Genomic DNA, 13,479 nt, shown 5'->3' on the forward strand with positions numbered 1-13,479 from the left:
GAGCCCTCTATGACCAGTCGAGCGAAGAAGACGACATACCGGGACTGGCTCCTTGCCGTGGTGGCCGGCCTGTTCATCGGTACCGTCGGTGGGGCCGGCGCGGATGTGGATGTCTCGCAGTCGCCGCTGTATGTCGGTAGCGATGTGCCGGGCAACCTGGCCTTCGTGCCGTCGGTGGAATTTCCGACGGTCATCAGCAAGGCGAATCTGTCCGATACCTATTCGGTGACGAGCAGGTTCGTCGGCTATTTCGACTCCGAGAAGTGCTACAGATACCACTACAGCGACACCGAGAGCGACCGCTACTTCTACCCGGTCAGCCTGCTCGGTAACAATCCGAGCAGCTATGCCTGTACCGGTGCGGGCGTCTGGGCGGGCAACTTCCTCAACTGGGCCGCGACCCAGACCATCGATCCGTTTCGCTCGGCGTTGACCGGCGGCTATCGTTCGCGCGACACGGCGAGCGAGACGCTGCTGGAAAAGGCGGTCGCCGATCGCACAGCGACCAGCAATTTTCCGCGTCGTTCGATCAGCAACAATGCCACGCTGATCGCGGGGGGGACGGGTGCGCAGTGGCAGAATTTCAATATGCGCATCGACGGGCTGGGCAACCAGATGTTCTTTGCCAACGGAAGCCTGGTCGATCCCTCCTCGAATCAGCAAATCGCCTACGATCCGAGCAAGCATGCCCTGAATGGCAGCTTTCTCAAGCCGGACGGCTCTCCGTGTAACACGCTTTTCAACATAGGCTGCGTGCGCGACACCACCTTGACCTTTCAGGTCTCGGTGCGGGTCAAAGTGTGCGATGCCAGCTTGGGCGCGGGGTACCTTGAAGACAACTGCGTTGCCTATCCGAGCGGCTATTACAAGCCTGAGGGCTTGATCCAGCAGTATGCCAAGCGGATCCGTTACAGCGTCTTCGGCTACAAGAACACGGATGATCCTTCCGTGGACAGCGGTGTCTTGCGTGCTAACCAGAAATTCGTAGGCCCCTATACCTACAATCCCGACCAGGGAACGCTCGCGAATACGGCGCGAGAGTGGGATCCGCAGACGGGTGTCATCTACCAGAATCCCGATGCCTCCGACGCCGCAGCGACAACGTCGGCAATCGGCGGAACAGACCCCCGGTATCAGGTCGTCAACAGCGGCGTCATCAATTATCTGAACAAGTTCGGTCAACTCAATACCGGCAAGAACGTCAAGTCGTACGACGATGTCAGTGAGCTCTATTACGCCGCAATCCGCTATTTCAAGCACCAGGGCAATATCGCGGCCTACTCTTCGTTGAGTGGGAACGCGCAGCAGCGATACCAGCAAACCGATGGTTTCCCGGTCATCACCCAGTGGAACGATCCGATTTCTTATCGCTGCCAGATCAATGTGATCTTGGGAATCGGCGACACCAATACGCATTTGGACAAGAATCTGCCAGGCAACACCACCAATTTGAGTGGCGAGCCGGCCACGCCGCCGGAAGTGACCCGCGATACCTCGGTCAGCGTCATCGACCGCATGACGCAGATCTGGCGCAAGGAAGGCAAGTCTGCCTCCGACGCCGCCTCCAGCGCGGTCACGCCGCAGTTCAATAGCGACAAGAACTCCGCCTACATCGCGGCGCTCGCCTACGACGCGCATACCAAGGATCTGCGCCCGGACAACGCCAGCGACGGTCTGGCCGGCAAACAGACCCTGTCCACACACTGGGTCGACGTGGTGGAGTATGGCGATTACAAGTCGCCGAACACCAACCAATATTGGCTGACCACGAAGTACGGCGGTTTCCGTGTGCCGGAAGGCTACGATCCGGAGACCAATATCAGCGCCTTGGCGGACTCCACCTGGTGGGACGGCAGCTCCTACGTCAATGGCAATACCAATTACAAGAAGCCGGACAATTACTACCTCGCCGCCGACGCGGAAAAGATGGTGGCCAGCCTGCGCCAGGCGTTCGAGCGCATCCTGGAGGAGATGAAGGGGTCCGCGGCGTCCCTCGCCAGTAACACGACCAAGCTGGAGGCTGGGGCGCGGACGTACCAGTCGGTGTTCTACAGCGGTACCTGGCGTGGCGATGTGGTGGCATACGACGTCAACCAGACCACCGGCGCGCTGACGCAGGCGTGGAGCGCGAGCGCGCAGTTCCCGGCATGGGATACCCGGACAATCAAGTTCGTCAACTCGAACGGGAATCTGGACAACTTCGCCTATGGCAAGCTCTCCGGAACGCCGTTGTCGTCCGCAACGCAGAACCAGATTAACTATCTGCGTGGCGATCGCTCGCAGGAGAAGGCCAACGGTGGCGTCTTGCGTACCCGTACGGGCATCCTGGGCGACATCGTCAATTCGCAGCCGGTCTATGTGGGAGCGCCCAATCCGCGTCTTTACACGACGGCGACGTTCAACGGCGCCAGCACGTATGCCTCCTTCGCCGCGGCCAAGTCCACACGCGCGCCGATGATCTATGTCGGTGCCAATGACGGCATGCTGCATGGGTTCGATGCCAGCACCGGCGCGGAGAAGTTCGCCTTCGTGCCGAAAGCGGCGATGACAGGACTGCTCGACTACACCGATCCGAACTACCAGCACCGGTATTACGTGGATGGCGAACTCACCGTGTCGGACGTCTACTCCGGGAGCGGCTGGCGCTCGGTGCTGATCGGCACTATGGGGCGTGGCGGCAAGGGTATGTTCGCGCTGGATGTCACTGACCCCAACAACATCACGCTGCTGTGGGACAAGACCTCCACCACCACCGACCTCGTCGGGCTGGGGAACAATCTCGGCAAGCCGATCATCGGGCAGCTCGCCAACGGGCAGTGGTACGCGATGCTCGGCAATGGCCCCAACAGCAGCGGCGATTCAGCGGATCTCATCTTGGTGAACGCCATCACTGGCGCGTCGAGCCGCATCCAGACGGGGGCGAGTGGCAACAATGGCCTGTCCGCTGTATTGGCTTGGTCGTCCAACAACGATTTCATCGTCGATCGCCTATATGCCGGGGATCTCAACGGGAATGTCTGGCGATTCAACATGACCGGCACGAGCGGTACCGCGAGCAGGCTGTTCTCCGCCAGCTATGGGGCGAAGGCGCAGCCGATCACCGCGGCGCCCACGGCGGCGAAGGACCCGGCGACGGGCTTGACCTGGGTGTTCTTCGGCACCGGCAAGTATCTTTCCAGTGGCGATATCGGCAACAAGGACGTCCAGTCCTGGTACGGCCTGATCGACCGCGGCAGCACCATTCCTTCCAATCGCACCACCCTGAACAAGGTCAACATCCTGGAGGAAGGCACCGTCAACGGCTTTGCCGTGCGCGTGATCGAGGACAAACCCAGCGCCGGACAGGACGGCTGGTACATGGACTTGCTGTCGCCTCCCGGCACGCCGCAGGGCGAGCGCATGGTGGTGTCCAACTTCTTCCAGGGCACTGCGCTGATCGGCACCACGCGTATTCCGGATTCGGGCGATGTGTGCAGCCCGAGCGGCAAGGGTTTCGTGATGGCGATCAACCCCTTCACCGGCGGCCGTCTGTCGCAATCCTTCTTCGACCTGGATGGCAGTGGCGGATCCAGCACCGGCGATACACTCAATGGCACTCCCGTCTCCGGCATTGGCCTGAACAGCAGTCCCAATAGTCCGATCTTCATCGGTAACCAGATGCAGATCGCATTGGACAACGCGAGTACGACCACGCTCGGTACCAACAGCAGCGCGCTCAGCATGAAGCGCGTGTCCTGGCGCGAACTCCTGAGGAACAATTGATGCGATCACTCACTTTCACGGCCCGTCGTCAGCGCGGCTTCACCCTGATCGAACTGATGATCGTGGTCGCGATCGTGGGTGTGCTGGCGGCGATCGCGTTCGCTAGCTATCAGTCGCACGTCGTCAAGGCGCGCCGTTCGGCTGCGTCCGTGTGCTTACAGCAAGGGGCACAGCTCATCGAGCGCTACTACACCACCAAACTGACGTATGAAGGCGTCCCCAAGCCGCAATGCGGAACTGATGCCGTGCAGTTCTACAACGTTGACTTCACTGGCACGCCGACCGCCAACACGTTCAAGCTGACCGCAACACCGACCGGCCCGCAGTTGGCCAAGGACACGCAGTGCGGTTCGCTGAGCATCGACCAGAAGGGTGCCCGCACCACGTCCACCGGCGCGGGCGAGGGCACCTGCTGGTAGGGAGGGCGGCTAGGGCAAGGGCATGGCGGCAGTCGCAGAAGTGGGCTCTCCCACCCCTTGCGGTCGGCATGAGGCCTCTATACAATGCGCCTCCCCGCCCGAATAGCTCAGCCGGTTAGAGCACTTGACTGTTAATCAGGGGGTCGTTGGTTCGAGTCCAACTTCGGGCGCCAAATCCGCAAAGGCCGCGAGCAATCGCGGCCTTTGCTTTTGCGTGTCAGTCCGGCGTCCGGCAGGGCATCGGTTCCGTCGTTTTCCGGGCGCGGATGCGCCCGGTGTTGTTCACCACTACCGCGGCGCGTAGCTGCCCCCGCTCGCAGATGTTGACGGTCAGGTTGCTGCCGGCGCTGCGGCCATCGGGCAGGAAGCGGATCGAGGGTCGGCCGCGGTTGGAGCGCAGGACCAGGGTGCCGGCGCCCGGTGCGTTGCCTTCGCTGAGGATGCTGTCCGGCGCGATGGGCTGGCCTTGCCGTTCCGGGTCGCGGAACACCAGCCAGCCCTGGCTCCAGTCGCTGTCGCTGCGGCAACTGCCGTCTCCGTTGGACGGGCAGGCGCTGACCGGGACGCCTGAACTGATGGCGCTGCTGCGCGCCAGGGCGAGGTGTGCGCTCAGCTGGTGCGTGGCGGCCGTCAAGCGCTGGTTTGCCAGCATTTCCCGGAATGCTGGCAGGCCGATGCCGGCGACCAGGCAGATTACCACCATCACGATCATCGCCTCGAGCAATGTGTAGCCTTTGACCGCAGCGTTGCGCATGTCCGTCGTCTCCCGTCCCGGTGCGAGGTCGCCAGTCTCGCGGCGGGGCGGCAGGGCTTGAATGAGGGGGTTGTGCGTTCCCATGTAGGAAATCCCCCCGGCGCGGGGTCGGCCGACGCTGTCGCCCGCGCTTTCCACCTTGAGGCTTGTGCATGTCCGACCGTTTCCAACTCGTATCGCCGTATTCGCCGGCCGGCGACCAGCCGCAGGCGATCGAGAAGCTGGTGGCCGGCTTCGAGGCCGGCCTGGCCAAGCAGACCCTGCTTGGCGTGACCGGGTCGGGCAAGACCTACACCATCGCCAACGTGGTCCAGGCGATCCAGAAGCCGACCCTGGTCATGGCGCCGAACAAGACCCTGGCGGCGCAGCTGTACGGCGAGTTCAAGGCGTTCTTCCCCAACAACGCGGTCGAGTACTTCGTCAGCTACTACGACTACTACCAGCCCGAGGCCTACGTGCCGTCTTCGGACACCTTCATCGAGAAGGACAGTTCGATCAACGAGCACATCGAGCAGATGCGCCTGGCCGCGACCAAGACCCTGCTGTCGCGGCGCGATGCGCTGGTGGTGGCCACGGTCTCGGCGATCTACGGCCTGGGCGCGCCGGAGGACTACCTGTCGCTGCGGCTGATCCTGTCGATCGGCGAGCATGTCGAGCAGCGCCAGTTGATCCGCCACCTGACCGATCTGCAGTACACCCGCAACGAGTACGAGCTGCACCGCGGCAGCTTCCGCGTGCGCGGCGAGGTCATCGACGTGTTCCCGGCCGAATCCGACAGTGAAGCCTTGCGCATCGAGCTGTTCGACGGCGACGTGGAGCAGCTGACCCTGTTCGATCCGCTGACCGGCGAGACCCTGCGCAAGCTGCAGCGCTACACGATCTACCCGAAGACCCACTACGCCACCACCCGCGAGCGCACCCTCAGTGCGGTGGATACGATCAAGCTGGAGCTGAAGGACCGGCTCGAGCAGCTGTACGCGCAGAACAAGCTGGTCGAGGCGCAGCGGCTGGCGCAGCGCACCCAGTTCGACCTGGAAATGATGGCCGAGGTCGGCTTCTGCAACGGCATCGAGAACTACTCGCGGCATCTCACCGGCAAGGCGCCGGGCGAGCCGCCGCCGACCCTGTTCGACTATCTCCCGGCCGACGCGTTGCTGGTGGTGGACGAGTCGCACGTCACCGTGCCGCAGATCGGCGCGATGTACAAAGGCGACCGCTCGCGCAAGGAAACCCTGGTGGAGTTCGGCTTCCGCCTGCCGTCCGCGCTGGACAACCGGCCGCTGCGCTTCGAGGAATGGGAGGCGCGCTCGCCGCGCAGCATCTACGTGTCGGCCACGCCCGGTCCGTACGAGTTGCGCGAGTCGGCCGGCGAGATCACCGAACTGGTGGTGCGCCCAACCGGCCTGATCGATCCTGAGGTGGAGATCCGGCCAGTCGGGACCCAGGTCGACGACCTGCTGTCGGAGATCAACCTGCGCGTGGCCGATGGCGACCGCGTGCTGGTCACCACGCTGACCAAGCGGATGGCCGAGAACCTCACCGAGTACCTGGGCGAGCACGGTGTGAAGGTGCGCTACCTGCACTCGGACATCGATACGGTCGAGCGCGTGGAAATCATCCGCGACCTGCGCCTGGGCAAGTTCGACGTGCTGGTCGGCATCAACCTGCTGCGCGAGGGGCTGGACATGCCCGAGGTCTCGCTGGTCGCGATCCTCGATGCCGACAAGGAAGGCTTCCTGCGCTCCACCGGCTCGCTGATCCAGACCATCGGCCGCGCCGCACGCAACCTGCGCGGCAAGGCCATCCTGTATGCGGACAAGATGACGCGCTCGATGCAGGCCGCGATCGACGAGACCGGGCGCCGCCGCGAGAAGCAGGTGGAGTACAACCTGGAACATGGGATCACCCCGAAGTCGGTGGCGCGTCCGATCGTGGACATCCTGGAGGGGGCACGCGAAGACGCGTCCGAGGCCAAGTCGGGCAAGGGCAAAGGCAAGGGCAAAGCGCGCCGGATCGCGGAAGAGCCGGCCGACTACCGGACGCTGGCGCCAGCGGAGATCGCCGCTCGGCTCAAGGCGCTGGAGCAGGAGATGTACCAGCACGCACGCGATCTGGAGTTCGAGGACGCGGCGCGGGTGCGCGACCAGATCAAGAAGCTGCGCGATGCCAGCCTGGTCGGCTAGGCGGGCCGCAGTGGCCGATATGGGGGCGGGTATTGTTCTTGTCCGCCAGGTGGGCTAAGATTCGCGCCCCTGCAGCGGTGCGCCGCGGCAGAGAAGGGCGGTTAGCTCAGCGGTAGAGCACTACCTTGACATGGTAGGGGTCACAGGTTCGAACCCTGTACCGCCCACCACGACGCCAAAAAGCGGACGTGGACACGATGAAGCCGGCGAAAGCCGGCTTTTTTGTGCCTGCGCTGCGGCCGCCGGGTAGCGCCCGCGGAGTAGCGCTGGTCGCACGGCCACGCTTGCTTTAGCATCCAAGCGGACGATCAGGCGAGGAGGCCAGGCGCATGGTGGAATACCATCATACGGTGCAAGTCAAAGGACGCTACCAGCTCGTGGCGTTGACCCGGGAGCCGGAGTACAGCCCGGCCAACGTGGTGGGCTATGCGGTTACCACCGACGGCGGCGCGCGCGTGGATCCGCACGACATGTCCTGGGACGAGGCGCGGGTCTTCCTGGATACCCTGGTCGAGCGCGATCGGGACGCGGTCAGCGCGGAAAAGAAGCCGTCACGGAACAAGCCGAGCACGCGGCAGCGTCGCTGAGGCGTGGCGTATGCGTCGAGGCAGGGCGCGCCGCGCTGGACGCTCGGGCAGGATGTGTCGACGCCATGGGCGTGGCCATGAGCCCCATCGGAGGCATGGCAGTTGCGGTGGACGCCTGTCCGGCTGTGCGCCGTTTCCCGCAGGCGCCGCACCCGCATCCATCTCGCCGCACAGACTGCCTACGCAGGTCGTCTCAAAGTGCGTAACTCGCTCTAGAATATTCGCCAGGATGGATCAGGGAGGATAGGGCTTGTCGAATCGTAAACTCGTTGCGGCGGCGCTCGTCGTCGTGCTCACGGCCGTCTGTGGCTATTTCCTGTCCGGCTACCTGGTCCTGCTGCTGCTGAAGCTGGACACGCGGATGTTCGGGCTCGGCACCTACTACCAGTACGTCCACGCCATCGGCTTGCCGGAGGTGGCTCCCTACGTCGGCAAGATCAAATGGGCGGGCTACCTCGGTTTCGGCTTGCCCGGCCTGCTGGCCCTGCTGATCCTGGTGCTGATGTTCAAGCCGCCCAAGCGCAGCCTGCATGGCGACGCGCGCTTCGCGGGCGCGGCCGACCTGTCCAAGCATGGGCTGTTCAAGACCAGCGGCGACGGCATCGTGGTCGGCAAGTTCCGCGGCAAGCTGGTGCGCCTCAGCGGTCAGCAGTTCGTGATCCTGGCCGCCCCGACCCGCTCGGGCAAGGGCGTCGGCGTGGTCATTCCGAACCTGCTCGAGTACCAGGAATCGGTGGTGGTGCTGGACATCAAACAGGAGAACTTCGATCTGACCAGCGGCTGGCGCGCCAGCCAGGGCCAGGAGGTGTTCCTGTTCAATCCCTTTGCCGAGGACCGCCGCACCCATCGCTGGAATCCGCTCAGCTATGTCTCCGACGATCCGGCGTTCCGCGTCTCGGACCTGATGAGCATTGCCGCCATGCTGTACCCGGACGGCTCCGACGATCAGAAGTTCTGGGTCAGCCAGGCGCGCAACGCGTTCATGGCGTTCTCGCTGTACCTGTTCGAGAACTGGGACGACGAGCGCAACATCGGCTTTCCCGGCGGTCTCGGCACGCCGACGCTGGGCGCGATCTACCGCCTGTCTTCCGGCGACGGCACCGACCTGAAGAAGTATCTGAAGTCGCTTTCGGAGCGGCGCTTCCTCAGCGGCAATGCCAAGTCGGCGTTCTCCAATATGCTGTCGCAGGCGGACGAGACCTTCGCCTCGATCATGGGCACGCTGAAGGAGCCGCTCAATGCCTGGATCAACCCGGTGCTGGATGCGGCCACCAGCGACAACGACTTCCTGCTGACCGACCTGCGCAAGAAGAAGATGACCATCTACATCGGCATCCAGCCCAACAAGCTGGCCGAAAGTCGCCTGATCATCAACCTGTTCTTCAGCCAGATCATCAACCTCAACACCAAGGAGCTGCCCAAGAGCAATCCTGAGTTGAAGTACCAGTGCCTGCTGTTGATGGACGAGTTCACCGCGATCGGCAAAGTCGACATCATCGCCTCGGCAGTGTCATATATGGCCGGTTACAATGTCCGCCTTCTGCCGATCATCCAGAGCATGGCGCAGCTCGATGCCACCTATGGCAAAGACGTCTCGCGGACCATCATCACGAATCATGCACTGCAGATTCTTTACGCTCCGCGCGAGCAGCAGGACGCCAACGACTACTCCGAGATGCTCGGCTACACCACCTTCCGCAAGAAGAACGTCACGCGCGGCAAGGACGTGACCCGGAGCGTGTCGGAGGAGAAGCGGGCGCTGATGCTGCCGCAGGAGTTGAAGGCGATGGGGAACGACCAGGAAGTGTTCTTGTACGAGGGCATTCCACATCCGGTGAAGTGCGACAAGATCAAGTACTACAAGGATCGCCACTTCACCGCGCGGCTGCTTCCGAAAGTCGATATCCCGACGCTCTCGATCTGAAAGTGTGACAAGAAACACTTATTTTTTGGGCGTATTTATCAATTGAACGTTTTTTTGCCAAATGCTTGACGTGAGCATGCCCCTGCGGCACATTCTCGCGAGTATGGCGGCGCGTTGGTAACAGAAACAGGAACAGGGGCGTGGGCCGAACAGGCGCACGTAAGGGGTGACATGGAAGGTTTGCTGTCAAATTCCGTTTTCTTCGGCGCTGGTCGCGCGGCCTCGGGAGTCCTCCGTTGCCCGCAGCAGGTCTGTGCCCGCGCCGTTCCCGGCGCCTTCCTTCTCGCGATGCGCGCGTGGCGTCGTCGCGTCGAACTTCGCCATCCAGTAGCGGGCCGCCTGTGCGCCGTCCGCTCTCAATACGTTTCCGCAATTCAGAGGCTCGCGTGAAAAGAACGCATATGTTTCGGCTCATCGCTACGTTGAGTGCCGTCGCGCTGTTGAGCGCCTGCGCAACCAGGCCGGCACCCGACTTCCGCGGCAAGTGGAAGCCGGTCAATCGTTTCTCCGAGTCGACCATGGAGATCCCGCTGTACTCGTCGTACGTGTACCAGGCGATCCCGATGGACGGCACGCTGAAGACGATGCTCGAGCGCTGGGCCAAGGACTCGAACATGCAGCTGTCCTACGGCATCCAGTCCGATTACACGTTGTACGCACCGGTCGCCAAGATCAACACCACCAGCATCCAGCAGGCGGTCGCCGAGCTGAGCGTGGTCTATGCGCAGGAAGGGCTGAGCGTGACCGCCGCGGGCAATCGCATCCTGGTGCAGCCGTCGTCGTCGCTGAGCGGTGCGCCGGCGGCCAGCGGCAGCGCGAAGTGACCTCACCGTGGGCATACGCGCTGTACGCCCGCAGCCACATTACGAAACCTGGTGAAGTCTGATGTTCGGTAAAAAGCCGGTCGAAAGCGAAAACGTCAACAAAGCGGTAGCGAAGGCGGTCAACTACGAAATCAGCATTGCTGATCTGGCGCGCCGCAGCGAGCGCCGTGCGTGGTGGGTCGCGTTCGGCGCCATCATCATGTGCCTGCTGCTCGGCGGCGGGTATTACTACATGCTGCCGTTGAAGGAGAAGGTGCCGTACCTGGTGATGGCGGATGCGTACACCGGCAATTCCACGATCTCGGTCCTGCGCAACAGCGGCGATGTGCAGAGCGTCACCAGCAGCGAAGCACTGGCCAGGAGCAATGTGGCGCGCTTCATCACTGCACGTGAGTCCTACGACTCGGAGATGATGGGGCTCAACGACTGGAATACGGTGTTCTCGATGGCGCCGCGGAATACCGCGGTGGGCGCCGAGTACTTCAATCTGCATGCGCCCAACAATCCGTCGGCGCCGTACTACACCTACGGCAAGGCACGCTCGATTCGGGTCAAGATTCTGAGCATCTCGCTGCTCGGTGGCAGCGGCAAGCCCTATACCGGTGCGAATGTGCGCTTCCAGCGCAGCATCTACGACAAGAAGACCGGGCAGTCCACGCTTCTGGACAACAAGTTCGCCATCATGGGCTTCCGTTACAACAGCAACCTGGCCATGGAAGACGAACTGCGGGTGCAGAATCCGCTGGGGTTCCAGGTGACCGATTACCGTGTCGACAACGACTACTCGGCCATGCCGGTGCCTCCGTCGTCCGCCGTGCAGACGCCTGCCGCCGGCGCGGTTCAGCAGCCGGCGGCTGCTCAGCAGATGCCGGGAGCGGCGGGACAAGTGCCTGTGCAGCAGATACCGGGCCAGCCGATGGCACCGGGCGCTGGCGGCACGATGCCGGTTCCGCAACAGGAGCCGATGGCCAATCCGACCAGCGCACCTGTCTACCCCGGGGCGCAGCCCGCTACTGCGCCTCCTGCACCCAACGTTGCACCTCAGCACAATGGTAATGGAGCGAACGTTCGATGAGTTTCCTGACGAAAACCGGTGCGGCGCATATTGCGTTGCTGGCTCTGGGCCTGTTCGCGCCGATCGCGTCGGCCCAGGTGGTCCAGCAGTACGAGTACGAGCCTGACAAGATCTATCAGGTACGTACCGGCTTGGGCATCACCACCCAGATCGAACTGAGCCCGAACGAGAAGATCCTCGATTACAGCACCGGTTTCACCAGTGGCTGGGAGCTCAGCCGTCGCGAGAACGTCTTCTATCTGAAGCCGAAGAACGTCGACGTCGACACCAACATGATGATCCGCACCGCCACCCATTCCTACATCCTGGAATTGAAGGTGGTGGCGACGGATTGGCAGCGGCTGGAGCAGGCCAAGCAGGCCGGCGTGCAGTACAAGGTGACCTTCACCTATCCGAAGGACACCAGCTTTGCCGCCGCGAGCGACGAAGTGAAGGATGAGTCGCAGCTCGACACCCGTTTGACCAAAGATCGTCATTACTACTTCGACTACGACTACTCCACGCGTTCCAAGCAAATGTGGATCGTGCCGAGCAGCGTCTACGACGATGGCAAGTTCACCTACATCAAAATGGATCTGACGCGTTTCCCCACTGGCAACTTCCCGGCCGTGTTCGGTCGCGAGAAGGAAAGCGATGAGGATTTCCTGGTCAACACCACAGTCGAGGGCAACACCCTGATTGTCCACGGGACCTATCCCTTCCTGGTCATCCGCCACGGCAAGAATGTTGTCGGCTTGCGTAGGAACAAGCAAAAGTGAACTCGAATCTACCCCCGTCTGACGAAAACTACGGCCGCGACAACGGTCAGCCTCGTTCCCCGCATGCGGACGATGCGCCGCGCGAGAATCCTTATTTCGCTCGCCAGCAGCAGACTGCCGATCCGGATCTGGACGCCAATGAGCCGGTGTTGCGGTCCAGCGACCTGAAGAAGCTCAATCGCAAGGCGCTGGTGTTCCTGGCCGGTATCGCTGCGCTGCTGATCCTGGCGATCTTCTGGCTAGTGAGCGGCAGCAGCACGCCCGAACCCGCGCCGAAGCCGCGCCAGGAGGCGGTGGTGGCGCCTGCGTTGCCGCAGACCGCCGCGCCGCCGCCGGTGCAGCCGGCCGAGCCGGTGCAACTGGCCGAGCAGCCGAACCTGCCGCCGTTGCCGCCGATGCCCACCGATCCCGACGCGCAGATGCAGTCGGCGCCGCGACAAGAGCGTGGGCCGTCCTTGCTGGAGCGGCGCATGGCCGGCCTGCAACAGGACGCCGGCGGCCAGGGCCTTGGTGGCATGCTGCCGGGCCAGGAGCAGGGCGGCGCGCCGATCCAGCAGGAGCAGGAAACCTCCGCCAAGCCGATCGCCAACCCGGACGGTCTGCTGGTGCGTGGCACCTATATCCGCTGTGTGCTGGAGACCCGGATCATCACCGACTTCCCGGGCTTCACTTCCTGCATCATCACCGAGCCGGTCTACTCCATCAACGGCCGCCGTCTGCTGCTGCCGAAGGGATCGAAGATCCTCGGCCAGTACGGTTCCGCGGAACCGACCGGCCCGCGCATGCAGGTGGTTTGGGATCGCATCACCACCCCGACCGGCATCGATGTGACGCTGGTCGGTCCTGGCGTCGACAATCTCGGCAGTTCCGGCCATCCGGGTCAGTACAGTGCACACTGGGCGAGCCGGATTTCGTCCGCGCTGATGATCAGCATGCTCAGCGACGCCTTCAAGTGGGCGGCGGCCGAGCACGGCCCGAAGACCACGACCACCGGCATCAACTCCGGCGTGGTCACCGAGCAGCCGTTCGAGAGCAACACGGCGCAGTCCATCCAGCGTCTGGCCGACCAGGCACTGGATCGCCGGCGCCCTGCCACCGTGACCATCAACCAGGGCACCATCGTGAACGTCTACGTGGCCAAGGACGTCGACTTCACGGCCGTGTTGCCGCGTTGACCGAGAACGAGACAGCGA

Annotated in this window: 11 protein-coding genes and 2 tRNA genes; 11 read left to right on the forward strand and 2 right to left on the reverse strand. The window is 63.1% G+C overall.

What is annotated here, in order from left to right; translation table 11 throughout:
• Positions 1 to 9: 9 nt before the first annotated feature.
• The 3 genes from GGR64_RS13550 (at position 10) to GGR64_RS13560 (ending at position 4,354) form a co-directional block, all read left to right on the forward strand.
• A complete protein-coding gene (locus GGR64_RS13550) occupies positions 10 to 3,762 on the forward strand; it encodes a pilus assembly protein (protein WP_184646489.1) in 3,753 nt (1,250 codons plus the stop codon).
• On the forward strand, positions 3,762 to 4,181 hold the full coding sequence (locus tag GGR64_RS13555) for a type IV pilin protein (protein WP_184646490.1): 420 nt from the start codon (positions 3,762 to 3,764) through the stop codon (positions 4,179 to 4,181). Before GGR64_RS13550 ends, GGR64_RS13555 begins: the two co-directional genes overlap by 1 nt.
• A 96-nt stretch (positions 4,182 to 4,277) precedes the next feature.
• A tRNA-Asn gene (locus GGR64_RS13560) sits at positions 4,278 to 4,354 on the forward strand.
• Positions 4,355 to 4,398: 44 nt separating this feature from the next.
• Here GGR64_RS13560 and GGR64_RS13565 read toward each other — a convergent pair.
• The gene (locus tag GGR64_RS13565; RefSeq protein ID WP_184646491.1) at positions 4,399 to 4,935 is read right to left on the reverse strand and encodes a Tfp pilus assembly protein FimT/FimU; all 537 of its coding nucleotides are present in this window, start codon (positions 4,933 to 4,935) and stop codon (positions 4,399 to 4,401) included.
• 152 nt (positions 4,936 to 5,087) lie between these two features.
• Here GGR64_RS13565 and uvrB point away from each other — a divergent pair, with 152 nt between their 5' ends.
• The 4 genes from uvrB (at position 5,088) to GGR64_RS13585 (ending at position 9,629) form a co-directional block, all read left to right on the forward strand.
• A complete protein-coding gene (gene uvrB, locus GGR64_RS13570) occupies positions 5,088 to 7,118 on the forward strand; it encodes an excinuclease ABC subunit UvrB (RefSeq protein ID WP_160967307.1) in 2,031 nt (676 codons plus the stop codon).
• A gap of 95 nt (positions 7,119 to 7,213) precedes the next feature.
• Positions 7,214 to 7,288: transfer RNA gene (locus GGR64_RS13575), tRNA-Val, on the forward strand.
• 159 nt (positions 7,289 to 7,447) lie between these two features.
• A complete protein-coding gene (locus GGR64_RS13580; protein WP_048489910.1) occupies positions 7,448 to 7,705 on the forward strand; it encodes a hypothetical protein in 258 nt (85 codons plus the stop codon).
• Positions 7,706 to 7,955: 250 nt separating this feature from the next.
• Positions 7,956 to 9,629, forward strand: a complete 1,674-nt coding sequence (locus GGR64_RS13585) for a type IV secretory system conjugative DNA transfer family protein (protein WP_160967309.1) — start codon at positions 7,956 to 7,958, stop codon at positions 9,627 to 9,629.
• A gap of 186 nt (positions 9,630 to 9,815) precedes the next feature.
• Here the strand turns inward: GGR64_RS13585 and GGR64_RS13590 are convergent, their stop codons facing one another.
• Positions 9,816 to 9,953, reverse strand: coding sequence for a hypothetical protein (locus GGR64_RS13590; protein ID WP_160967310.1), 138 nt, complete (start codon positions 9,951 to 9,953; stop codon positions 9,816 to 9,818).
• Positions 9,954 to 10,030: 77 nt separating this feature from the next.
• Here GGR64_RS13590 and GGR64_RS13595 point away from each other — a divergent pair, with 77 nt between their 5' ends.
• The 4 genes from GGR64_RS13595 (at position 10,031) to GGR64_RS13610 (ending at position 13,461) form a co-directional block, all read left to right on the forward strand.
• A complete protein-coding gene (locus GGR64_RS13595) occupies positions 10,031 to 10,453 on the forward strand; it encodes a hypothetical protein (protein ID WP_017916128.1) in 423 nt (140 codons plus the stop codon).
• Between the two features lie 61 nt (positions 10,454 to 10,514).
• Positions 10,515 to 11,528 (forward strand): type IV secretion system protein, encoded by a 1,014-nt coding sequence (locus tag GGR64_RS13600; protein WP_184646492.1) that lies wholly within the window; start codon positions 10,515 to 10,517, stop codon positions 11,526 to 11,528.
• The gene (locus GGR64_RS13605; RefSeq protein ID WP_043084564.1) at positions 11,525 to 12,286 is read left to right on the forward strand and encodes a TrbG/VirB9 family P-type conjugative transfer protein; all 762 of its coding nucleotides are present in this window, start codon (positions 11,525 to 11,527) and stop codon (positions 12,284 to 12,286) included. The genes GGR64_RS13600 and GGR64_RS13605 overlap by 4 nt, the downstream gene beginning before the upstream one ends.
• On the forward strand, positions 12,283 to 13,461 hold the full coding sequence (locus GGR64_RS13610) for a TrbI/VirB10 family protein (protein WP_184447561.1): 1,179 nt from the start codon (positions 12,283 to 12,285) through the stop codon (positions 13,459 to 13,461). Before GGR64_RS13605 ends, GGR64_RS13610 begins: the two co-directional genes overlap by 4 nt.
• Positions 13,462 to 13,479 lie beyond the last annotated feature (18 nt).

Source organism: Xanthomonas sp. 3307, assembly GCF_014199735.1.
Classification (GTDB): Bacteria; Pseudomonadota; Gammaproteobacteria; order Xanthomonadales; family Xanthomonadaceae; genus Xanthomonas_A; species Xanthomonas_A rydalmerensis.

Coding starts and splice junctions, on each gene's coding strand:
- GGR64_RS13580 (WP_048489910.1), top strand. CDS start 7,448: ATGGTGGAATACCATCATACGGTGCAAGTCAAAGGACGCTACCAGCTC.
- GGR64_RS13600 (WP_184646492.1), top strand. CDS start 10,515: ATGTTCGGTAAAAAGCCGGTCGAAAGCGAAAACGTCAACAAAGCGGTA.
- GGR64_RS13550 (WP_184646489.1), top strand. CDS start 10: ATGACCAGTCGAGCGAAGAAGACGACATACCGGGACTGGCTCCTTGCC.
- GGR64_RS13605 (WP_043084564.1), top strand. CDS start 11,525: ATGAGTTTCCTGACGAAAACCGGTGCGGCGCATATTGCGTTGCTGGCT.
- GGR64_RS13590 (WP_160967310.1), bottom strand. CDS start 9,953: ATGGCGAAGTTCGACGCGACGACGCCACGCGCGCATCGCGAGAAGGAA.
- uvrB (WP_160967307.1), top strand. CDS start 5,088: ATGTCCGACCGTTTCCAACTCGTATCGCCGTATTCGCCGGCCGGCGAC.
- GGR64_RS13595 (WP_017916128.1), top strand. CDS start 10,031: ATGTTTCGGCTCATCGCTACGTTGAGTGCCGTCGCGCTGTTGAGCGCC.
- GGR64_RS13565 (WP_184646491.1), bottom strand. CDS start 4,935: ATGCGCAACGCTGCGGTCAAAGGCTACACATTGCTCGAGGCGATGATC.
- GGR64_RS13555 (WP_184646490.1), top strand. CDS start 3,762: ATGCGATCACTCACTTTCACGGCCCGTCGTCAGCGCGGCTTCACCCTG.